This is a genomic window from Bifidobacterium sp. LH_426 (assembly GCF_056356875.1).
This window is the reverse complement of sequence record NZ_JBKEVB010000008.1, coordinates 1-21773: the sequence shown is the minus strand read 5'-3', so window position 1 is coordinate 21773 and position 21773 is coordinate 1. Positions and strand designations below refer to the sequence as shown.

Annotated in this window: 16 protein-coding genes; 12 read left to right on the top strand and 4 right to left on the bottom strand. The window is 65.3% G+C overall.

What is annotated here, in order from left to right; translation table 11 throughout:
* Positions 1-33: 33 nt before the first annotated feature.
* The gene (locus tag AC1AYD_RS08360) at positions 34-1044 is read right to left on the bottom strand and encodes a LacI family DNA-binding transcriptional regulator (protein WP_476502965.1); all 1011 of its coding nucleotides are present in this window, start codon (positions 1042-1044) and stop codon (positions 34-36) included.
* 189 nt (positions 1045-1233) lie between these two features.
* Positions 1234-1497: an HPr family phosphocarrier protein gene (locus AC1AYD_RS08355; RefSeq protein ID WP_101623155.1), complete on the bottom strand. Its 264-nt coding sequence runs from the start codon at positions 1495-1497 to the stop codon at positions 1234-1236.
* A 248-nt stretch (positions 1498-1745) separates the two neighbouring features.
* Between AC1AYD_RS08355 and ptsP the strand changes: the two genes are divergently transcribed.
* From ptsP to AC1AYD_RS08300, 11 genes are all read left to right on the top strand, one after another.
* The gene (gene ptsP, locus AC1AYD_RS08350; RefSeq protein WP_476502964.1) at positions 1746-3401 is read left to right on the top strand and encodes a phosphoenolpyruvate--protein phosphotransferase; all 1656 of its coding nucleotides are present in this window, start codon (positions 1746-1748) and stop codon (positions 3399-3401) included.
* 357 nt (positions 3402-3758) lie between these two features.
* Positions 3759-4466 carry a GntR family transcriptional regulator gene (locus AC1AYD_RS08345; RefSeq protein ID WP_476502963.1) on the top strand — a complete coding sequence of 236 codons (708 nt, stop codon included), beginning with the start codon at positions 3759-3761 and terminating at the stop codon, positions 4464-4466.
* A gap of 309 nt (positions 4467-4775) precedes the next feature.
* Positions 4776-6122: a PTS sugar transporter subunit IIC gene (locus AC1AYD_RS08340; RefSeq protein WP_476502962.1), complete on the top strand. Its 1347-nt coding sequence runs from the start codon at positions 4776-4778 to the stop codon at positions 6120-6122.
* 194 nt (positions 6123-6316) lie between these two features.
* Complete coding sequence (locus AC1AYD_RS08335) at positions 6317-6619, top strand: PTS sugar transporter subunit IIB (RefSeq protein WP_476502961.1); 303 nt, start codon at positions 6317-6319, stop codon at positions 6617-6619.
* Positions 6620-6685: 66 nt separating this feature from the next.
* Positions 6686-7021 carry a PTS sugar transporter subunit IIA gene (locus AC1AYD_RS08330; protein WP_476502960.1) on the top strand — a complete coding sequence of 112 codons (336 nt, stop codon included), beginning with the start codon at positions 6686-6688 and terminating at the stop codon, positions 7019-7021.
* Positions 7022-7035: 14 nt separating this feature from the next.
* Positions 7036-8466 (top strand): 6-phospho-beta-glucosidase, encoded by a 1431-nt coding sequence (locus AC1AYD_RS08325; RefSeq protein ID WP_476532394.1) that lies wholly within the window; start codon positions 7036-7038, stop codon positions 8464-8466.
* Positions 8467-8672: 206 nt separating this feature from the next.
* Entirely contained in the window at positions 8673-12533 is a 3861-nt protein-coding gene (locus AC1AYD_RS08320; RefSeq protein WP_476544982.1) for a fibronectin type III domain-containing protein, read from the top strand.
* 269 nt (positions 12534-12802) lie between these two features.
* The gene (locus AC1AYD_RS08315; RefSeq protein WP_476544981.1) at positions 12803-13357 is read left to right on the top strand and encodes a YbhB/YbcL family Raf kinase inhibitor-like protein; all 555 of its coding nucleotides are present in this window, start codon (positions 12803-12805) and stop codon (positions 13355-13357) included.
* A 288-nt stretch (positions 13358-13645) separates the two neighbouring features.
* Positions 13646-15265 (top strand): C69 family dipeptidase, encoded by a 1620-nt coding sequence (locus AC1AYD_RS08310; RefSeq protein ID WP_476544979.1) that lies wholly within the window; start codon positions 13646-13648, stop codon positions 15263-15265.
* A 497-nt stretch (positions 15266-15762) separates the two neighbouring features.
* Positions 15763-17202 carry an MFS transporter gene (locus AC1AYD_RS08305; protein WP_476544978.1) on the top strand — a complete coding sequence of 480 codons (1440 nt, stop codon included), beginning with the start codon at positions 15763-15765 and terminating at the stop codon, positions 17200-17202.
* Positions 17203-17292: 90 nt separating this feature from the next.
* Positions 17293-18810: a formate--tetrahydrofolate ligase gene (locus tag AC1AYD_RS08300; RefSeq protein WP_476544977.1), complete on the top strand. Its 1518-nt coding sequence runs from the start codon at positions 17293-17295 to the stop codon at positions 18808-18810.
* A gap of 116 nt (positions 18811-18926) precedes the next feature.
* On the opposite strand, the gene AC1AYD_RS08295 is transcribed toward AC1AYD_RS08300, so the two are convergent.
* Together AC1AYD_RS08295 and AC1AYD_RS08290 are read right to left on the bottom strand one after the other, a co-directional pair.
* Positions 18927-19277 carry a phenylpyruvate tautomerase MIF-related protein gene (locus AC1AYD_RS08295; RefSeq protein ID WP_476502953.1) on the bottom strand — a complete coding sequence of 117 codons (351 nt, stop codon included), beginning with the start codon at positions 19275-19277 and terminating at the stop codon, positions 18927-18929.
* Between the two features lie 42 nt (positions 19278-19319).
* Positions 19320-20795: an aldehyde dehydrogenase family protein gene (locus AC1AYD_RS08290; protein ID WP_476544976.1), complete on the bottom strand. Its 1476-nt coding sequence runs from the start codon at positions 20793-20795 to the stop codon at positions 19320-19322.
* 207 nt (positions 20796-21002) lie between these two features.
* On the opposite strand from AC1AYD_RS08290, the gene AC1AYD_RS08285 reads away from it, so the two are divergent.
* Positions 21003-21539, top strand: coding sequence for a GtrA family protein (locus tag AC1AYD_RS08285; RefSeq protein ID WP_476544974.1), 537 nt, complete (start codon positions 21003-21005; stop codon positions 21537-21539).
* Positions 21540-21773 lie beyond the last annotated feature (234 nt).

Sequence of the window (21773 nt, the reverse complement as noted above, 5' to 3'; positions counted from 1 at the left end):
CGGGCGCGGGACGCGTCGTCGCGAGGCGACGCGTCAGCGCTTCGTGCTGGAGACGCGGACGATGAGCTGCGGCGGCAGGGCGACGTGGCTCGGGTGCCCGGGGCCTGCCTCGATGAGGCGCAGCGACTCGGCGACGATGCGGTCGTAGGGCGGGCGTACCGAGGTCATCGTCGGCAGGGTGGCGGAGGCGATGGGGGAGTCGTTGTAGCCGACCACCTTGATGTCCTCCGGAACGCTCATGCCGAGTGCGTGCAGGGCCATCATCACGCCGAACGCGATCGTGTCGTCCGCGCAGACGATCGCATCCGGGTGGCCGTGTTCGCCGAACAGGCGGATCGTGCAGTCGAAGCCGCGCTGCACCGTCGAATCGCCGAAACGGTTCCACGCGCTGACGGTGTCGAGGCCGGCGGCGCGCAGCTGCGTGTGGAACATGGCGAACAGTTCCGCCGACTCGAACGAGACCTCCTTGCCGGCGAGGTAGGCCACGTATCTCACGCCTTGCTCGGCGAGATGGCGGATGATCGACTCCATCGCCGTGTTCTCGTCGATGGAGACCATGTTCGTGCGGAACGAGCGCTGGTCGCCGCCCACCTGGACGATCGGAATCGTGTCCGCATAGCGGTCGAACACGCGGGACAGGTCGTTGCCGGCGGAGGTGACGGCGATCAGACCGTCCACCTTGCGCGAGCAGAGCGCCTCAATGCGGTCCGCCTGCATGGCCTCGCTCGCGCCGATGCCGAGCAGCAGCTGGCGGCTGTCCGAGTCGACGACCGGTTCGAGCGCGTCGAGCAGACCGGCGCTGAAGCTGTCGGTCGCGGAGGGGATGACCAGGCCGATCGTGTTCGTCACGTCGCTGCGCAGCGCGCTGGCCGCGTAGTTGACGGAGTAGTTGAGTTCGGCGGCCGCCTTGCGCACGCGGTGCGCGATGTCGTCGTCCTTGGCGCGGCGGCCGGAGAGCACGCGTGACACCGTCGCCGTCGAGACCTGCGCCAGCGTGGCGACCTCGAGGATGGAACTGGGGGATTTCGCCGCCCGGTTGGCCATGGTGCTGTGCCCTTTCCTGTTATGTGCGCATATGTGCGGAAAAACAAAATCGCCGCCCGCCACAGCATGATACCGCGCGGACGGCGAATTCGCCTTGCAATAGGAGAGGAATCGGCCCGACGCGTATGCGCAATCGCGTCGGATGCGGGTTCCCGTGGCCCGGCCTTGCGGCCGGGCGGAAGCATCGAATCAGGCCTTGGTCAGGGTCTCGACCAGGGAGTCGACCACGGCTTCGGCGTTGTCGCCTTCGACGGTCAGGGTGACGGTGTCGCCCTGCTTGACGCCCAGACCCATGACGGACAGGATGGAGCCGGCCGGGACGGCGGCGCCGTCGCCCTTGGCGATGGTGACCGTGCAGCCGGAGGCGGTGGCGGCCTGAGCGAATTCGGCGGCCGGACGGGCGTGGATGCCGACGGGGTCGTTGATGACGGTGGAACGGGTGGCGGTTGCCATGGAGCACTCCTTTGGTCTTACTGGATTCCTTCACGCGCGTCAGTCACTGATGTGCGCTGGTAAGCACTATAGCACGTTTTTCCGCGACACGCAGAAAACGATTACCGGCGTTGCCACAATGGTTTTTCTGTGTATACTGACACATGTCGGTAAATGGATTACCCGCTTGCGAAGCAAGAGGGTGGTTGCTGCGGGATGAGCCGCAGGCATGCCGGCGGTGAAACGAAAGTCATAAAGGAGTGCTCAACATGGTTATCACCGGAAGTGGAATCGGACGTGGCGTCGCTGTGGGCAAGGTCATCCGCATGGCCCCGCCGCTGGAGGAGCCGGCCGACGTGCGTCGTGACGCGTCGATCAGCGCCGTCGTCGAGAACGAGCGCGTCACCAAGGCCCTGGCCACCGTCAACGCCGAGCTGAACCACCGCGCCGAAGAGGCCAAGAACGGTGATGAGGGCGCCAAGAAGGCCGCCCCGATTCTCGAGGCCATCGCCATGTTCGCCTCCGACCCGGCCCTCGCCACCTCCATCCAGAACCTCGTCAACGGCGGCAAGACCGGCGAGCGCGCCGTGCTCGAAGGCTTCGCCCAGGTCGAGGAGATGTTCAGGATGATCGGCGGCTACCAGGCCGAGCGCGCGGCCGACCTGCACGACGTCGGCCAGCGCGTCATCGCCGAGCTGCGTGGCGTGCCCGCCCCCGGCGTGCCGGAGTCCGATGAGCCGTTCGTGCTCGTCGCCGAGGATCTCTCCCCCGCCGACACCTCCAGCCTGGACCTCACCAAGACCCTCGCCATCGTCACCTCGCAGGGCGGCCCGACCTCGCACACCGCGATTCTGGCCCGCGCCCGCGGCATCGTCGCGGTCGTCTCCGCGGCCGGCGCCGAGGACCTCAAGACCGGCGAGACCATCATCGTGAACGCCGCCAAGGGCGAGGTCGTCACCGAGCCGACCGAGGCCGAGATCCAGGAGGCCGAGCACGCCAAGGCGAAGGCCGCCCGCGCCAAGGAGCTGCGCGGCCAGGCCGGCGGCACCAAGGACGGCCACCACGTGCCGCTGCTCGCCAACCTCGGCAAGCCGGCCGACGGCAAGACTGCCCTGGAGTACGGCGCGGAGGGCGTGGGCCTGTTCCGCTCCGAGTTCCTGTTCATTGGCAACTCCGAGCCGCCGAGCGTCGAGGAGCAGACCAAGGCGTACGCCGAGCTGCTCGCCCAGTTCCCGGGCAAGAAGGTCGTCATCCGCATGCTCGACGCGGGCGCCGACAAGCCGCTGCCGTTCCTCACCCCGGAGGACGAGCCGAACCCGGCCCTCGGCCTGCGTGGCCTGCGTACGCTGCGCGTGCACAAGGAGGTCCTGGAAGGCCAGCTCAAGGCCCTCGCCGCCGCCGACGCCCAGACCGACGCCGACCTGTGGGTCATGGCCCCGATGGTCGCCGACGAGCATGAGGCCGCCTACTTCGTCAAGCTCGGCAAGAGCTTCGGCCTGAAGAAGGTCGGCGTGATGGCCGAGGTGCCGTCCATCGCCGTGATGGCCGACAAGGTCGCCCAGGTGGCGGACTTCGTCTCCATCGGCACCAACGACCTGACCCAGTACACGATGGCCGCCGACCGTACGCTCGGCTCCGTCTCCAACTACCAGACCGCATGGCACCCGGCGGTGCTGCGCATGATCAAGCTCATCGCGGACGCCGGCAACAAGTACGGCATGCCGGTCGGCGTGTGCGGCGAGGCCGCGGCCGATCCGGATCTGGCGGTGATCCTCACCGGCATCGGCGTCAACTCCCTGTCGATGACGCCGGTCGCCCTCGACGACGTGCGCGCCCAGCTGGCCGAGGTCACCTTCGAGGAGGCCAAGGCCAAGGCCGAGGCCGCCCTCAACGGCGACTTCTACAAGCCCGCTTGGGGCGACTGATCCAATCGCCTACGGGTGGCCGATACACCACCACACTTGGCGCGGCGGGAACGTCCGGATTCCCCTTCGTCCGGATCGCCCGCCGCGCCATTCATCCGTGACCCGGTCTTCCCCTTCACCCGGGTCACCTCCTTCCGGCCCGGCCGGTCCCGTGGGATGAGCACTCCCCGCGGGACCGGCCGGGCCTTTTTCTCGTTCGGCCCGTCGGCGGCGTGGGCGTACTATAGTGCTCGGGTTATGTGGACAAGTCGGTGATGTGTAATAGTCGGCGATCGGCACCGTATGCCGGTCCTCGGCGCATCCGCTTGCCCGGGCGGCCGATGGGCGGCCGCGCGCGTCCGGACGGAAAGGGTGGTTATGGCTTCCAAGCAGCGGGAACTGGCGTTGAAGATCCAGAAGCGCATCGCGGATGGGGAGTTTTCGCAGACGGGCAAACTGCCCACGGAGGACCAGCTGATGGCGGAGTACGGGCTCTCCCGGTATTTCGTGCGCGGCGCCATCGCGGTGCTCGCCGAGGCGGGGGAGGTGTTTCCCGTGCGCGGCAACGGCGTGTTCGTGCGTGAGGGGCGCGACAGCGGCTACATGCCGATCGGCACCTCGTACGGCATCTCGGCCGATTTCGGCGGCAACCGCGTCACATCGGTGGTGTGCGAGGTGGCGCTGGAGAAGACCGACGAGGCGCTGTCGAAGCGCATGCGCTGCGCCGTCGGCTCGCCGGTGTGGCGCGTCGTGCGTCTGCGCCGCGTGGAAGACAAGCCGCTGTGCTATGAGACCGCTTGGTATCTCAAGGAATACGTGCCCTTCCTCAACGAGGACATCGCGAAGGGGTCCCTGTACTCCTACGTGCATGACGATCTCGGCCTGAACTTCGGCTTCGTCGACAAGGTGATCCATATGGACTGGCTGGGCGGCGAGGCGGCCCACCTGCTCGAGCTCAACGAGGGCGATCCCGCCATCTGCATCGAGGACGACGCGTTCCTGACGAACGGCAAGCTGTTCAACGCCTCGAAGAACCTCTACCACTACAGGAACGCGAAGTTCTACGCGATGGCCTCGATGAAATGACGCGAGGCGCGTGCCCGGAGAAATTCTGGTACGCTTTTTAAAAGCGATTTACGTAAGTTAAGGCCCGGCGTGTCGCCGGGCCTTTTTGTATGCGCTAACAATGGCGGAACGACGGCGTTTTTCGGCTTCGGGTGCGGCATTCGCCCTGATTTGACACCGTGTGCGCTGGGTATATACTTAAGTCATCGTTATTTAAACAACCCAAAAAGATATAGACAACAATGCAAGTTGTGGATGTCTTTCGGCATTGAATGACGGGATAAGGGACATGGGATGGATGCCGTAGTCCATCCAAGGAAAGGAAAAACGATGAAGGAGAAAATGCAAGCCATAGGCGACGCTATGCTCAATGGCTTCATGAAGTTCGCCAGCCTCAAGGCGCTGGTGGCCCTGAAGGACGGCTTCGTCCTGACCATGCCGGCCACGCTGATCGGCTCCCTGTTCCTGCTGATCGGCAACCTGCCGTTCGACGGCTACAGCGATTTCATGGCCGGCATCTTCGGCGATGAGTGGAACGCCGGCATCAACCAGGTGAACGCCGCGACGTTCAACATCCTGGCCATCATCGTGGCCGTCGGCATCGGCTACGCCTACGCCCGCAACGAGAAGTGCGACGGCATCTCCTCCGGCCTGCTGTCGCTGGTCGCGTTCTTCATCGTCTCCCCGTCCTCGATGAGCCTGACCAAGGACAACGTTCCCGAGCTGGGCAAGAAGACCGCGGAGCTCTCCGGCATCTTCAACCAGACCTGGACCGGCTCCAACGGCATCATCTCCGCCATCATCATGGGCCTGCTCGTCGGCTGGGTCTACACCCTGTGCATCAAGCACGACCTGAAGATCAAGATGCCCGACGCGGTTCCGGCCGGCGTGACCAACGCCTTCTCCGCCCTCATCCCGGGCCTGTTCGTCGTCACCGGCTCCGCCATCCTGTACCACCTGTGCAAGGTCTTCGGCGGCCTGTCCCTGACCGAGCTCATCTTCAAGATCCTCCAGATCCCGCTGCAGTCCCTGACCGATACCTGGGCCGGCGCCATCATCATCATCGTCCTCATGTCGCTGCTGTTCTGGTGCGGCATCCACGGCGCCAACGTCGTCTCCGGCGTCGTCACCCCGCTGCTGCTCGCCAACACGCTGAGCAACCAGAAGCTCTTCGATGCCGGCACCGCGCCGTACACCAAGGCCAACGGCTTCCACTACCTGACCCCGCAGATGATCGACTGCTTCTGCAAGTACTCCGGCGTCGGCCTGACCGTCGGCCTGCTGATCGCGGCCCTGATCTTCGCCAAGTCCGAGCAGATGCGCACCGTCGCCAAGCTCTCCATCGTCCCGGGCGTCTTCGGCATCAACGAGCCGGTCATCTTCGGCCTGCCGATCGTGTTCAACCCGATCATGCTGATCCCGTTCATCCTGACGCCTATGGTCGCCATGATCATCATGTACGGCTCGGTCTCGCTCGGCCTCATCGCCCCGTTCGGCGCCGTCCAGGTGCCGTGGACCACCCCGCCGATCATCTCCGGCTTCATCCTCGGCGGCTGGAAGTGCGCGCTGCTGCAGGTCATCATCGGCGTGATCTCCGTTCTCATCTACACCCCGTTCGTGAAGATGCAGGACAAGGTCTTCCTCAAGGAAGAGCAGGGCGCGGCCGAAGCCGAGTGATCGGCGGACCGCAGGCCGTCCGGCCGTGAGACCGGCCGGACGGCCTGACACCGACACTTACCACGAACAACAACCTCTCAATCCAGGCCGGCCCGCGCGAACCTCCTCACATCCCGCGGTGAGGCCGGCCTCACTCTCTTCACATCCAACTTCACATCCAACTTCAACCATTCACCATTCAAAGGAGAAACATCATGAAGATCGTACTGTGCTGCAGCGATGGCATGTCCACCAGCATCCTGGTCAAGAAGATGCAGGCCGCGGCCGCCAAGCGTGGCCTCGAGGACGTCGACGTCTCCGCCATGCCGGTCTCCACCCTCGAAACCAACGCGCAGGACGCCGACGTGATCCTGCTCGGCCCGCAGGTGCGCTACATGCTCAAGGACGTCAAGAAGGAGTTCGAGACCAAGCCGGTCGAGGTCATCGCCCCGCAGGACTACGGCATGGCCCGTGGCGACAAGGTCCTCGACTTCGCCTTCAAGCTCGCCGGCAAGTGATCGCCGCCCATCCGAACCACACACATACAGCGACAAAACAGCGACAAAACGAGAAAGCGTACCAACATGGCAGACGAAGAATTCGATCTGGAGACCACCTGCTTCCAGCTGATCACCGCGGCCGGCACCGCCAAGTCCGACTACATGGAGGCCCTCAGCAAGGCCAAGGAAGGCGACTTCGAAGGCGCCAAGGCGTCCATCGACGAAGGCGACGCAAGCTACCGCGAGGGCCACGCCGTGCATGCGGGCCTCGTGCAGCGCGAGGCCGCCGGCAACCCGGTGAAGATGGGCCTGCTGCTCACCCACGTCGAGGACCAGATGATGGCCGCCGAGGTGTTCCGCGCGATGGTCGTCGAGATTATCGACCTGTACAAGCGCCTCGACGGCAAGACCGCCGAGTGAGCGAAGGACCGAAGATGGGATTCCCCGACAACTTCCTCTGGGGCGGCGCGGTCGCCGCGCACCAGCTCGAAGGCGCCTGGAACGAGGACGGCCGCGGACCGAGCATCTGCGACGTGCTCACCGGCGGTGCCCACGGCGTGGCGCGCAGGATCACCGACGGCGTGGTCCCGGGCGAGAACTATCCGAACCAGCGCGGCATCGATTACTACCACACGTTCCGCGAGGACGACGCGCTCTTCCAGGAGATGGGCTTCAAGTGCTTCCGCACCTCGATCTCCTGGTCGCGCATCTTCCCCAACGGCGACGAGGAGGAGCCGAACGAGGAGGGCCTGAAGTTCTACGAGAGGCTCTTCGAGGACTATCGCGCCAAGGGCATGGAGCCGGTCGTCACGCTCTCGCACTTCGAGATGCCGCTGCATCTGGCGAAGATGGGCGGCTTCGCCAACCGCGAGGTCGTCGACTACTACTTCAAGTTCGCCTCCACAGTGATGGAGCGCTACAAGGATCTGGTCAAGTACTGGCTGACCTTCAACGAGGTCAACAACCAGATGGAGATGCACACCGAGATCTTCCCGTACACGAATTCGGGCATCATTCCGGATCCGAACGACACCCCGCATGAGGTGGAGCAGAAGATCTGGCAGGCCATCCACAACGAGTTCGTCGCCTCGGCGCTCGTCGTGCAGCGCGGCCACCAGATCAACCCGGACTTCCAGATCGGCTGCATGCTCGCCATGGTGCCGATCTACCCGGCCACCTGCAAGCCCGAGGACGTCATGCTCGCGGAAGTGCTCATGCGCGACCGCTACCTGTTCGGCGACGTGTACGTGAACGGCGAATACCCGTGCTACCTGCTCAACCGCTGGGACCGCGAGGGCTTCGACATCGAGATGGAGCCGGGCGACACCGACATCATCGCGGCCGGCACCGTGGACTTCATCTCGATCAGCTACTACATGAGCGCGGCCGTCTCCGCCGAGAAGGTGCCCGAGTTCGACGGCCATGGCCTGCCCGGCCAGGTGAAGAACCCGTACATCAAGGCCACCGATTGGGGCTGGCAGATCGACCCGGTGGGCCTGCGCTACGTGCTGTGCTCGCTGTTCGAACGCTACGGCAAGCCGATCTTCATCGTGGAGAACGGCATCGGCATGTACGAGACGCCCGATTCGGACGGCTACATCGCCGACGACGCGCGCATCGACTACCTGCGCTCGCACATCGAGCAGGTGAGGAAGGCCATCGACTACGACGGCGTTCCCGTTATCGGCTACACCGTGTGGGGATGCATCGACGTCATCTCCTTCGGTACCGGCGAGATGAAGAAGCGCTACGGCATGATCTACGTCGACGCGGACGACAACGGCAACGGCAGCTACCAGCGCAGCCGCAAGAAGTCGTTCTACTGGTACCGCGACGTGATCGCCAGCAACGGCGAGAAGCTGTAGTCCGATCGCCGCGCGTTCTCGCGGTCGCAACATCCGCGGGAAGGCTCCTGAAGGCCCGCCGAGTCATGCGGCGGGCCTTCTTCATGTCGTTCACGCGCGATGTCGTTCACGCGCTTATGCGCGTTATGCGCCTTATGCACTGCATGCATTCATGTACTCATGCACCCGGCCACGGAGGACGGGTGAGGATGGAAGAAAGGAATCTCATGGGGAACTCCAATGAAGGAGGGGCTTCGACCCGATGGCGCGCCGCGGTCGGCGCGCTCGTCGCGTGCGCCACGCTGCTGTGCGGTCTGACGGCCGCCTCCACGGCCCAGGCCGCCGATGCCACCGCCGATGCCGGTCTCGGCAACGACATCAGGATCGAGCTCGCGAAGAAGGACGGCGACGCCTACGTCGGTTCAGGCGAGTACGTCACCGATCCCGGAACGGTGAACTCGCCCGTCACGTTCACCGCCGCGTCCGACGACTCCACGCTGTGGAGCATCGTCGGCTGGGGCGACCAGAACGGCGCCCGCACGGTCACGGTCAAAGGCAAGAAGAGCAACGCCCGCCTCAAGGGCGGCCACGTCCGCAACAACACCGATTGGACCAGCATCGCCGCGGAGAACAACGGCAAGGTCTGCGTGAAGGATGACGGCGGCTACGGCGGCTGGGAATCCATCAAACTCGTGCCCGCCGGCGACGGCACCGTCGCCTTCCAGGACACCGACACCAACGAGCTCTTCAAGTCCGACGGCACGAATCTGGTCGTGACCGACTCCACCGACACCGTGGACGCCGCCGCGGGGCACTTCATCGTCCACACGGACAAGACGCCCGCCGCGCCGACCGGCGTGACCGTGTCCAACGTCACCAACGCCACGGCCGACGTGAGCTTCACCGCTGCCAGGGACTCCTTCGTCACGGACTACGAGATCGACGCCACGCCGACCGACGCCGGCAAGCAGGCCGTCACGCTCAAGACGACCGCCACCCAGGCGACGCTCGGCGACCTCGCCGCCGGCACCTCGTACGACGTCACCGTCAAGAGCCTCAACGGCACGGCCGCGGCCTCCGCCGCGACCGACGCCGTCGCGCTGACGACCGCCAAGGGCGTGCGTCTGGCCGCGCCGACGAACGTGAAGGCCGCGGAAGCCAAGAACGGCAAGGCCATCACGCTCACCTGGGACAAGGTCGAGGGCGCCAAGGGCTACAAGGTGCTGCGCGCCAAGTCCGCCTACGCCGCGGACGAGGACTTCGTGAGCGTCACCGGCGACAAGCCCGTGACCGGCACCACCTACACCGACGAGAAGCTCAACGAGGGCGGCAAATACGCCAACTACTACAAGGTCGTCACCGTGAACGAGGACGGCGACGCCTCCGACCTGCCCGAGACCGCCGCCTCCCTCGACCGTGAGCTCTTCGGCGACCACACGCTCGTGTTCGCCCCCACCGATGACATGGTCAAGGTCGACAAGGTCCTCGCCGACCTGTTCACCAAGCAGAACGACATCGCCGCCGACGCCCAGTTCAGGAGCGACCACTGGCAGGTCTACTTCAAGCCCGGCAGCTACGTCAAGGACGGCAACGTGATCTCCAACATCAACGTGGGCTTCTACACCTCGTTGAATGGCCTCGGCAAGATTCCGACCGACACGATGCTCAACAACATCTCCACGTCCTCCTACCTCGCCGCGAACGCCGGCGCCTCGGCCCAGCAGGGCAACGCCACCTGCAACTTCTGGCGTTCCATCGAGAACCTCGGCGTGAAGAACACCCACACCGAGAACGGCAAGTCCGGCAACGCCACGTTCGCGCCGGGCGATTCGCGACCCGCCGAGCTGAACCAGTCCTGGCGCCCCGACTACATGAACTGGGGCGTCGCCCAGGCCGCGCCGATGCGCCGCGTGTGGACCGACCGCGCCGTCGCCTACGACTGGAACTACGGCTGGGCGTCCGGCGGCTACACCGCCGACTCCAAGCTCGAGGGCGATGACGGCGGCAACACCGCCGGCACCGCATCCGGCCAGCAGTTCTACACCCGCAACTCCGAGCTCAAGGGCGCGGCGTACGGCACCACGCTCAACAACTTCCTGCAGGGCGTGACCGCGAGCAATGTGCCCGGCTCCGACGGCAAGACCGGCACCGAACTCGTCGGCACCAAGGGCACCAGCAACTGGGGCATCGCCGGCGACGGGAACAACCAGCAGGTCACGACCGCCATCGACTCCACCGAGAAAATCGCCGAGAAGCCGTTCCTCTACCTTGACGACAACGGCGAATACCAGGTGTTCGTGCCCGGCTACCGCGAGAACGCCAAGGGCGTCAGCTGGGGCAAGGGCAAGGCGAACGACGGCATGGGCAAGGGCACGAGCATCCCGCTCTCCGAGTTCTACATCGCCAAGCCGACCGACACCGCCGCCGAGATCAACAAGCAGATCGCTGTCGGCAAGAACATCTACCTCACGCCCGGCATCTACCATGCCGAGACCCCGATCGACATCGACCGCAGCGGCGTCGTCGTCCTCGGCACCGGCATGGCGACCATCATCTCGGACAACGAGGATACGGCCATCCGCGTCTCCGACAAGGCCCAGAAGGGCGTCCGCCTCGCCGGGCTCATCCTCGACGCCGGCAAGCACTCCAAGTACCTGCTGCAGGTGGGCACCACGAAGACCGCCGGCGACGCCAAGAACCCGATCGAGTTGCAGGACATCTTCTTCCGCATCGGCGGCACCACCGACGGCACGACCTCGGCCGACACCGGCATCGAGATCAACACCGGCAACACGATCGCCGACCACTTCTGGATCTGGCGCGCCGACCACGGCGCCGGCGTCGGCTGGGGCAAGCAGTGGAACTACTCCAAGAACGGCCTCGTCGTGAACGGCGACGACGTGACGGCGTACGCCCTGTTCAACGAGCACCACGAGGAGTACGATACGCTCTGGAACGGCGAGAACGGCAAGACGTTCTTCTACCAGAACGAGAAGTGCTACGACCCGGTCGATCAGGCCGGCTGGATGAGCCACAACGGCACCGTGAAGGGCTACGCCGCCTACAAGGTCGCCAACACCGTGAAGAAGCACTACGCCGTGGGCCTCGGCATCTACAACGTGTTCATCTACACCGGTCCCGAGAAGGCGAAGGACGCCGGCACCCAGGATGACGGCGATCCCACCGATCCCGACCAGCACACCGGCGCCGGCACCACGGCCATGGAGATGGACAACGCCGTCGAAGTGCCGAACTCCAAGGGCGTGATCATCGAGAACGTCGCCACCCAGTCGTTCGCCGATCTGAAGAACGCGGACGACAACGCCAAGGCCGTCCGCACGTTCAACACCATCATCAACGGTGTGGGCGCGCCGGTGGGCAGCGGTCCGAACATCACGAGCTGGTCGCGCAAGTTCCTCCTGCGTTACCAGGGCAACGGCACCCCGGATCCCGACAGCACGACCGGTGCCACCTACGGCACCGCCGTCTACGGCAACGATCCCGGCCTGACGAACACCGACGCGGACGGCAACGACAACACCGCCAAGTTCGGCAAGTTCATCGGCGTCACCACCGATGAGAAGGTGCGTCAGCTGGGCGACGACGTCGACCTGTCGAAGCTGCCGGACCTCAACGGGAAGATTGCTGACGCCGAGGCGACGACCAAGGCCGACAGCTACGAGACGACCTACACCGAAGCCAGCCGCAAGGCGTTCGAGAAGGCCATCGCGGACGCCAAGACGCTCGCCGCGAACCTCGCGGACGCCGCCTACCTCAAGTACGACGCCAGGACCTCCGACGCCCAGTCCATCGAGAACGCCATCACGGCGCTCTCCGGCACGCTGAAGAAGGCGACGACGGAACCGTCCGAACCGGGCAACCCGTCCGAACCGGACCAGCCGGCGGGACCGTCGGAGAAGCCGTCCGACGGCTCCGCGAAGAAGCCGGCCGCCAAGGCCGACGGCGCGGCAAAGTCCGCCGGGACGACGGCGAACACCGGCACCTCGATCGTCGTGCCGATCGCGCTCATGCTGCTGTGCCTGATCGCCGGCGGCGCCGCCTTCATGGTCGATCGCGCGAGGCGGTGAACGGCGGCGCGTCACGTCGTCACCGTCACGCGCGACGTGACGTGACGTGACCGACGTGACGTGACCGACATCACGTGACATTGTTTGTGATATCACGTCATGGTGGGGAGGACCGTCCGACGGCGGTCCTCCCCACCGTATCCGGCGTTCCCGCCCGTCCGCACGTTCGCAGCGGACGGGCGCGTCGTCGTTCCGTCGTTCCGTCATCCCGCCGACCGCGCGCGTCTCCCGTCGCGTTCGCCGCGTTCCCGCGCGATACACTGGGAGACATGAAGATCTCAGCTGATTTCACCGTGGTTCCGGACGATTTCGCCAAGGCGGCGGCGCCCGAATACCGCACGGGCGGCGTGCCCGTCATCTCCTTCCCCTTCTACATCGACGAGGTCTCGCCGGACGCCCAGTACCTGCACTGGACGTTCACCGACCCCGACTCGATTCCCGTGTGCGGATTCGAATGGATCCACTGGACCGTCGCGAACCTGCCCATCGACGCGCTGATGTTCGATTTCAACGATGCGCACGCGCTCGCCATCCCGCCGGACTTCTCCCGCCAGATGGCCTCGATGATCCCCGAGGCCGTGCAGGGCCGCAACTCGTCCGCCTCCAAGTTTGTGGGCCGCGAGAACGACCCGGCCGTCACCATGCGGTACAACGGCCCGCAGCCGCCGGACAAGAACCACGACTACTACCTGCACGTCTACGCCACCAAAAACCCGCTGCCCGGACTTAATCAGGGCTTCTGGATGAACGAGCTGCTCCACAAGCTGCGCGAGGCCGGCGAGACCCCCGACCAGGCCGGCATCTTCCTCACCGGCAAGGCCTGATCGCGCGCCCGGGCCGCCTCGGACACGCGCCCCACGGCGCATGGCGCTTTCCTCGGCCCCCTCTGACGAGGGGGCTCCCGGCGAAGCCGGGTGGGGGAGAGACCACGGACGCCGGTCCGCAACGGCATGAATCGCGCGTTGCGCGATGCCGTTTCCCGCGGCCCGCGGGCCGCTCCCGTCTCTCCCTCCGTCATGCTTCGCATGACACCTCCCTCGTCAGAGGGAGGCGACACCGCACCTACGGAACGTCTACGGAAAAACGCACTACAGAAAGGACAACACATACCTATGGCCTGCACCACGATTCTGGTCGGCAAGGACGCGAGCTACGATGGCTCGACCATCATCGCCCGCAACGAGGATTCCGCGAACGGCGAGTTCAATCCGAAGCAGTTCCTCGTCATCAAGCCCGAGGACCAGCCGCGCCGCTACAAGTCCGTCATCTCGCACGTCGAGATCGACCTGCCGGACGATCCGCTGCAGTACACGTCCGTGCCGAACGCGGACCGCAAGGAAGGCATCTGGGGCGAGGCGGGCGTCAACGAGGCGAACGTCGCGATGAGCGCCACCGAAACGCTTACCACGAACGAGCGCGTGCTCGGCGCCGACCCGTTCGTCGAGCGCGTCCCGGCGCACGGCACGCCCGGCGACGCCGACTACGAGCCGGAGATCCCCGGCGGCATCGGCGAGGAGGACTTCCTCACCATCGTCCTGCCGTACGTGAAGACCGCGCGCGAGGGCGTCGCCCGCCTCGGCGCGCTGCTCGAGGAGTACGGCACGTACGAGATGAACGGCACCGCGTTCTCCGACGCGAACGAGATCTGGTGGATGGAGACCGTCGGCGGCCATCATTGGATCGCCAAGCGCGTGCCGGACGAGGCGTACGTGACGATGCCGAACCAGCTCGGCATCGACGAGTTCGACCTCGACGACGCTCTCGGTGACCAGGAGGACCACATGTGTTCCGCCGACCTCGCCGAGTTCATCGAGGAGAACCATCTCGACCTCGCCGTCGAGAACACGACGCCGTTCAACCCGCGCGACGCGTTCGGCTCCCACTCCGACTCCGACCACGTGTACAACACGCCGCGCGCCTGGTGGATGCAGCGCTTCCTCAACCCGTACGACGAGGTGTGGGACGGCGCGGACGCTGACCACGGCCCGGAGAACAACGACATCCCGTGGGCCCGCCAGCCCGAGCGTAAGATCACGATCGAGGACGTCAAGTACGTGCTGTCCGGTCACTACCAGGGCACCCCGTACGATCCGTACGGCAAGCGCGGCGACGAGCACACGCGCCACATGTACCGTCCGATCGGCATCAACCGCCAGAGCCAGCTCGCCGTGCTGCAGATCCGCCCGTACCGTCCGCAGGCGAACCGCGCGATCCAGTGGATGGCGTACGGCTCCAACCCGTTCAACACGCTCGTCCCGTTCTACCCGAACGTGGACGCGACCCCCTCCTACCTCGCCGACACGACGACGCGCGTCACCACCGAGAACTTCTACTGGGCGAACCGCGTGATCGCCGCCCTGTGCGACGGCGCGTTCGCCGACACCGCGAACGCCGTCGAACGCTACCAGCAGAAGACGCTCGCCGCCGGGCATCGTCTCGTCGCCGCCACCGACGAACAGGTCGCGCGGCTGGGTCTCACGGACGCGGAGGCCGCCGCGGAATCCGCCGCCGAAGAGGAGTTCGAGGCGGACAACGTGGACGGCGACGTGCAGCCGCTCGAGCCGGACGCAATCATCGACGCCGTGCGCAACGGCGAGGTGCGCGGGATTCTGGCCGCCGCCAACCAGACCATGGCCGACCAGTTGCGCGTCGAGACCGACAAGCTGCTCGACTCCGTGCTGTACACGCGCTCCATGGCCATGAAGAACGGCTTCCACATGTCCGACTTCTAGGTTCGTCCGGATACGCCCGGCGCAGCCGCCTGCGTGATCAGGTGCTGCGCGTGAGATGCCCGATACGCCGGACAGCGGCCGGAAGAGGCGACGCTCCTCTTCCGGCCGCTGGTGTATGGGGGTGGGGGAGACTCCTGGGGTTCGTCCGGATTCCGGATGCCGTGCGCGAGCGGTTCGGCGGATTGGTATCGTGACGCGCATGAGATGTTGCATGATGATCATGTCATGCGTGATGGCGAGGATCCAGTTCCGCCCGCGCGTGACCGGCGGGCGCGCGTAACGCGGCTCGTCGTCTCCCGTTTCACCGCTGTTGCGGCCCTATGGCCTTTTCCCTATGGCCCTTCGTATGCCTTTCCCACGCCGACGCGTGGCCGTCGGCATGCCATCGATTCAGCGGTTTTCGGCGACCATGTTCGAGCTGTATCCGTGCGCCGTCCGTCGTCATCATCGGACCTCCCGTTCATCGGCATGCGGGAGACGGATACCCAAGGATCGTCATGTCAACCAATACCTCGGACAATACTTCACTTCATACGTCATCCAATACGCCATCATCGGGCTCCCTCAGCCCAACTGACCGCCAGCCGGCGGCCCCATCGCGCGGCACGACCTGGAAACGGCGGGTTACATTGCTGCTGACCGGGCAGACGCTTTCATTGCTGGGGTCGTCGGTCGTGCAATACGCTATCTTCTGGCATCTGGTCATGCGGTCGGATTCCGGTTCGGTCATGGCTGCGGCGATGATCGCCACGTGCCTGCCGCAGGCCGTGGTGTCCATGTTCGGCGGCGTCTGGGCCGACCGGTGGAACCGTAAACTGCTCATCATCCTGCCCGATGCCGTGATCGCGGGTCTCACCGTCCTGCTGGCCGCGGCGTTCGCGACCGGCTGGGCGGATCTTCTGCTGATCATGCTGGTGCTCGCCCTACGGTCGGCGGGAGGTGGCGTGCAGACTCCGGCCGTGCAGTCGTTCATTCCGCAGATCACACCGGAATCCAAGCTGATGCGGGTCAACTCCGTCAACGGGACCCTGCAGTCCGCCAATCAGATTGCCGCGCCCGCGCTGGCCGCCGTATTGGTCAATGTCCTGCCGTTGTGGGCAATCCTGTTCGTCGACGTGACCACGGCTGTCATCGGCATCGGATTCACGGCGTGCATACGCGTCCCCGAATCGGCCGACGTGCAGGAGACCGGCGGCGAGACGGCTGGAGAAACCGTTGCGACCCCCGGCACCACTGCGCGCGTCATCCGAGACCTGCGGGAGGGCTTCGCGTACGCGTGGCGGTCCCGGCGCATCAGAAGCGTCATCCTCGGCAACGCGCTGGTCTGCTTCATCAACGTGGCGCCGATGAACCTCACGTTGCTACTGATCAACCGCGAATACCGGCACGATGACCTGAACCTCGGGTTCGCCGTGCTCTCCAGCACGTCGGACAAACTGGCCGCCAACGAGCTGGCGTGGAGCATCGGCATGATTCTCGGCGGGCTGCTGATGTCGTCCATCGGCGCCAAACGCATCCATGACTGCCTGCGCGCGGTGGCCGTGGGATTCGTGCTGATTGGCATCACCACGGCCGGATTGGGCCTTGCGCCGACGCTGCTCGTGTTCCTGATCATCGACTTCCTGACCGGACTGGCCACGCCGTTGGCCGCATCGCCGGCGTTCACGATGCTCCAACAGGAATCGTCGGAGGACATGCAGGGCCGCGTGTTCGGACTGTTGAACGCGTTCTCCACCTTCGGTACCCCGCTGGGCATGATGGTCTTCGGGCCGCTGTCCGACATGATCGACGTGCGGCTCATCTTCATCATCGGCGGCGTGCTCACCATCCCGCTCGGATGCTGGCTTGGCCATGTGGGCGGCGTCACGAGACATACGGTCTCGGGTAAGGTAGGCGCTTCGCCCGCGGAATCGAGTCTCGGGAATCACGGGTTGTAGGCTATGAAACAATACGTGCCAATGGGTGTGGCATCATTGTGCGCGTTGATTCCGGCATCTTCGGATGCGAGTAGGAGACATAGGAGAACAATGACCACCATCGAAGACTTCACCAGCCAGTATGGTCTGGTCGAGAAGATCGACGCGTTCGGCTACCTCGACTACCTGAAGAAGAACCCCGACGCCCCGCGCAAGCACGGCAAGGTCGTGCTCGTCACGGCGGACACCCCGCTCAAGGCGTCGCGCGGCGAAGGCAAGACCACGACGACCATCGCCCTGATCGACGCGCTCAACGAGCGCGGCATCGACGCGGCCGCCGTGCTGCGCCAGCCGAGCATGGGCATCACCGCCGCCGGTTCCAAGGGCGGCGCGTCCGGCGGCGGCAAGGCCTCCCTGACCCACCCGGAGCTCATCGACTGGGGTCTGTGCGGCGAGATGGGCGCCATCGAGGCGGCCCAGAACCTGCTCGTCTCCTTCGCCGAGAAGGCCGTCGACGAGGGCAAGCTCGACGCGATCCTCGTGCCGCGCGTCTCCGAAGTGCCGTCCCGCTCCCTGCGTTCCATCGCCGTCGACTACGGCAAGGGCGACGTCAAGGAGAAGGTCGTGCTCACCCCGACCTGCGAGCTCATGCAGATCGTCGTGCTGTCCCGTTCGATGGACGAGATCGGCCAGCGCGTCGCGAAGATGATCGCCGGCACGAAGGATGGCAAGGCCGTCACGTTCGGCGAGTTCGTCGACCTGTGGCGCATCACCGGCATCCTCGCCGACGCGGTCAAGCCCGCGAAGACGGAGACCGTCAACGGCTCCCCGGTCTACGTGCACGGCGGCCCGTTCGCCAACGTGTCCATCGGCATCCCGACGCTCGTCTCCGTCGAGATGGCGTGCGCGCTGCACGACGTCGTCATCGTCGAAGCCGGCTACGGCACCGACGCCGGCGCGCAGAAGTGGCTCGACATCGCCTGCCGCGAGTTCGACGCGCAGTGGCCGTCCGCCGCGATCGTCGTGACCCGCGCGTCCACGTGGCGCGACGATCCGGAGCTCTCCTGGCGCTACCCGTTCCACGTGAACCGTCTCGAAGGCCTCGACATCCCGACGTTCCCGCTCATCAACCTGTGGGACGGCGAGGACGACCAGATCCCGGCCCTCAAGGAGACCGCCGCCAAGCTCGAGTTCCGCGATCCGATCATCGGCAACCTGTACCGCGACGGCGGCGAGGCGCTCGCCCCGCAGCTCGACGCGTTCGTCGACGTGCTCACCAACGGCTCGATGCCGGCCCGTCCGCACAGCCACAAGGGCATGTCCGTCATCGAGAACGTGAAGTGGGTCGCCGAGCACGCGTACGGCGTTCCGGCTGACCGCGTCAAGTTCAAGGACGGCTTCCTCGCCTCCCGCGACGAGGCCGTGAAGCTGTGCGAGTCCGCCGGCTTCTCCCTCGCCGATCTCGCGCTGGTCGCGGTCAAGTCCCCGGCGACGATGACCGACAACGACCGCGCCCCGGAGGACGAGCGCACCGTGACCCTGAAGAAGGTCGAAGTGCACGCCGGCGCCGGCCTGGTCCACGTGAACCTCACCACGTCGCTCACCACCCCGATGCCGAAGATCGTCTGACGAACAGTCCGGTGGACTGTTCGTAGCAGCGAGCAGCGATAGCGTCGCGAGCGTCGCAGGACAATAACGAAACCCCGCCACAATGGCGGGGTTTTCCGTCTTCTGTCGCTAGCGGCTCAGAAGTTGCCGCCGTTCCAGCCCCAGTCGGAGGTGGCGGTGTAGCGGATGTACGTGCGGTCCTCGGGGATGCCGAGCTCGCCGTTCAGCGCGGCCATGATGCTCTTGGTGAGCTTCTCCCACGCGGAGCCGGGGATGGCGCCGCGGCCGAACACGTTGACCTCCACGTAGGCGGCCGGCTGGTCGTCGGAGCCGCCGAAGTAGATCGGCATATCATCCTCGAACGGGCACATGAGCCAGCCTTCGGACTTGCCCGGCACGGCGGTGATCGCCTTGCCGTACGCGGCCTTCAGCGCCTCGCGCTGCTCCTTCGTGGTCTTCACGGACACATGGGTATGGATGACGGGCATGATTCCTCCTTGACGGAATATGGTACGATGTACGGCCCCAGTCTAGTTCCCGGATACGCCGCTGAACCAGCCCGCCTTGGACGGGGTGAACTTCAGATTGATCTGCTTGAGCACGGTGTACTCCTTCAACCCGTCGAGACCGCCGTCCACGGTCGTGCCGCTCTGCCCGTGGGGGCTGACCGACATGCCTTGGGTGTCGTCCATATACGTGTTGACCCACATGATGCCCGTGTCCACGCCGGTGCACACGCGCAGCGCCCGGCCCATGTCCGAGGTGAACACGCCGCCGGCGAGACCGTAGCGGGTGTCGTTGGCGAGTCGGATGGCTTCGGCCTCATCCGTGAAGGTCTGCACGGTGAGCACCGGGCCGAAGATCTCCTCCTGCACGATGCGCATGTCCGGAGTGCAGTCCACGAACACGGTCGGTTCGACGAAATATCCCTGCGCGAACTCGCCCTCGGTGATCCGGTGGCCGCCGATGAGTACCTTGGCGCCTTCCTCCCGGCCGATGCGGATGTAGTCCAGCACCCGTTCCATGTGCCGCTTGGAGACCATCGGACCGAACTCGGTGTCCGGATCCATCGGCATGCCGATGCGGATTGCGGGAACGTGTTCCTCAAGCAGGTCCATCACCCGTCGGTAGGCGGTGTCCTGGACCAGCAGTCTCGAACCCGCGACGCACACCTGCCCCTGGCTGAGGAAGACGCCGAACATGAGCCGGTCGACGGCGACGTCCAGATCCGCGTCGTCGAAGATGATGAACGGTGATTTGCCTCCCAGCTCCATCGCATAGCGTTTGACGCTGGTCGCGGACTTCGCGATGATGTCCCTGCCGGTCTCGGTGCCGCCGGTGAAGGTGATCTTGGCCACGTGCTCGTTACGGGCGATGGCGGTGCCGACCTCGGAGCCGGAGCCGAGCACCAGGTTGACGCTGCCTGCGGGGAATCCGGCATCGGCCATGGCCTGGACCATCATCGCCGTGGCGACGGGGGAGAGCGACGACGGTTTGACCACCACCGTATTGCCGGCCGCCAGCGCGGGGGCCATCCCGGCGGCCGTGGTGCCCATCGAATAGTTCCATGGCGCCAGCACTGCGCACACGCCCAGCGGCTCGCGGACGGTCACGGTCATCATGTCGCCGTTCGCGGTGGAGGACCTGCCCTGCAGTTCGTGGACGAGTCCGGCGTAATAGCGGAACGCGCCGCTGGCCGCATACACGTCGTCGTATCTGGTCTCCCGGTATACGCGTCCCACGCTGTTGGTCTCGGCCGTGGCCAGTTCGTCCGCACGCTCCTCGATCAGGTCGGCGGCCTTGAGCATCAGTTCCGCGCGTTCGTCCGTGGCGAGTTCCCGCCATGACGAGCCGGGCCTGAACGCCCGTTCGGCGGCGGCGACGGCCCTGTCCGCATCCTCGGCGGTACCGAGCGTCATCGTCGCCGCCGGGCGGCCGTCGGCGGGGTTGATGATCTGCGCCGTCCTTCCGGACGGGGAATCGATCCACCGTCCATCGATATACATCCTGATGTGGTCCATGCCGTCCTCCGCCTTTCGCTGTTCGCTTTCGCATGACACCCCATGCGTCATAGCCGGTGTCATAGCCATGATAGGCGCGTTGGCGGGCGGTTCCCGAATGGGGAGATTGTTGGCTGACTGGCGGGGGAGCGGCCTTCCGGTCAGATGGATGGTGTTGAATGGCCCCTTGTGAGAAAACTGATCGCACAGCTTATGAAATTCGGCATCGTCGGCGTGATCGCCTTCATCATCGACTGGGGCATCCTCAACATCCTGGTCGGCGTGTTCCACATGCACAACGTGATCGCTGCCACCATCTCGTTCATCATCTCGCTGATCTTCAACTATCTGGCGAGCATGAAGTTCGTGTTCAAGCATCGTGACGACATGGCCCGCTGGATGGAGATCGTCATCTTCGTCGTGGGCGCGGTGATCGGCCTGTTCATGAACGACGCGATCATCTGGATCTCCACCTACGGCATGAACCACGACGCCTACGTCACGCAGCACGCGGAATACCTGCTGCGCACGAACGTCGGCAAGCTGATCGCCACCGCCGTCGTGATGGTGTGGAACTTCCTCATCCGCAAGTGGCTGCTCGACGACACGCACACGAACGCGATGAACCGCCTCAAGTCCGCCGAGAACCGCCTCACCGCCGAACAGCTCGAAGCGAAGTGGCAGAACAGCTTCTCCCACAAGCTCGGCGTCTGGTCTTTGGAGCACACCCCGAAGGGCTGGCCGAAGTAAAGGGCGACGTGCATACGAGGAGGCCTGCGTGATGGACATCCATCACGCAGGCCTTTGTTTTAGGACTCTTGGCCCTCTCTGGTGTGGGGCCGTAGGCAGTCCGTCCATCCTTGGCCCCCTCTGACTGAACCGCACCCTGATTGTTGGACTGAAGTAATTCGGATTCGATGATTGGAGGTGCGGTTTCTCATGTCCGGGAATCGCAGGCGTCGTTATGACGATGGTTTCATGCGG

Coding starts and splice junctions, on each gene's coding strand:
- AC1AYD_RS08320 (WP_476544982.1), top strand. CDS start 8,673: ATGGGGAACTCCAATGAAGGAGGGGCTTCGACCCGATGGCGCGCCGCG.
- AC1AYD_RS08310 (WP_476544979.1), top strand. CDS start 13,646: ATGGCCTGCACCACGATTCTGGTCGGCAAGGACGCGAGCTACGATGGC.
- AC1AYD_RS08360 (WP_476502965.1), bottom strand. CDS start 1,044: ATGGCCAACCGGGCGGCGAAATCCCCCAGTTCCATCCTCGAGGTCGCC.
- AC1AYD_RS08300 (WP_476544977.1), top strand. CDS start 17,293: ATGACCACCATCGAAGACTTCACCAGCCAGTATGGTCTGGTCGAGAAG.
- AC1AYD_RS08335 (WP_476502961.1), top strand. CDS start 6,317: ATGAAGATCGTACTGTGCTGCAGCGATGGCATGTCCACCAGCATCCTG.
- AC1AYD_RS08345 (WP_476502963.1), top strand. CDS start 3,759: ATGGCTTCCAAGCAGCGGGAACTGGCGTTGAAGATCCAGAAGCGCATC.
- ptsP (WP_476502964.1), top strand. CDS start 1,746: ATGGTTATCACCGGAAGTGGAATCGGACGTGGCGTCGCTGTGGGCAAG.
- AC1AYD_RS08330 (WP_476502960.1), top strand. CDS start 6,686: ATGGCAGACGAAGAATTCGATCTGGAGACCACCTGCTTCCAGCTGATC.
- AC1AYD_RS08355 (WP_101623155.1), bottom strand. CDS start 1,497: ATGGCAACCGCCACCCGTTCCACCGTCATCAACGACCCCGTCGGCATC.
- AC1AYD_RS08285 (WP_476544974.1), top strand. CDS start 21,003: ATGAAATTCGGCATCGTCGGCGTGATCGCCTTCATCATCGACTGGGGC.
- AC1AYD_RS08305 (WP_476544978.1), top strand. CDS start 15,763: ATGTCAACCAATACCTCGGACAATACTTCACTTCATACGTCATCCAAT.
- AC1AYD_RS08315 (WP_476544981.1), top strand. CDS start 12,803: ATGAAGATCTCAGCTGATTTCACCGTGGTTCCGGACGATTTCGCCAAG.
- AC1AYD_RS08325 (WP_476532394.1), top strand. CDS start 7,036: ATGGGATTCCCCGACAACTTCCTCTGGGGCGGCGCGGTCGCCGCGCAC.
- AC1AYD_RS08295 (WP_476502953.1), bottom strand. CDS start 19,277: ATGCCCGTCATCCATACCCATGTGTCCGTGAAGACCACGAAGGAGCAG.
- AC1AYD_RS08290 (WP_476544976.1), bottom strand. CDS start 20,795: ATGTATATCGATGGACGGTGGATCGATTCCCCGTCCGGAAGGACGGCG.
- AC1AYD_RS08340 (WP_476502962.1), top strand. CDS start 4,776: ATGAAGGAGAAAATGCAAGCCATAGGCGACGCTATGCTCAATGGCTTC.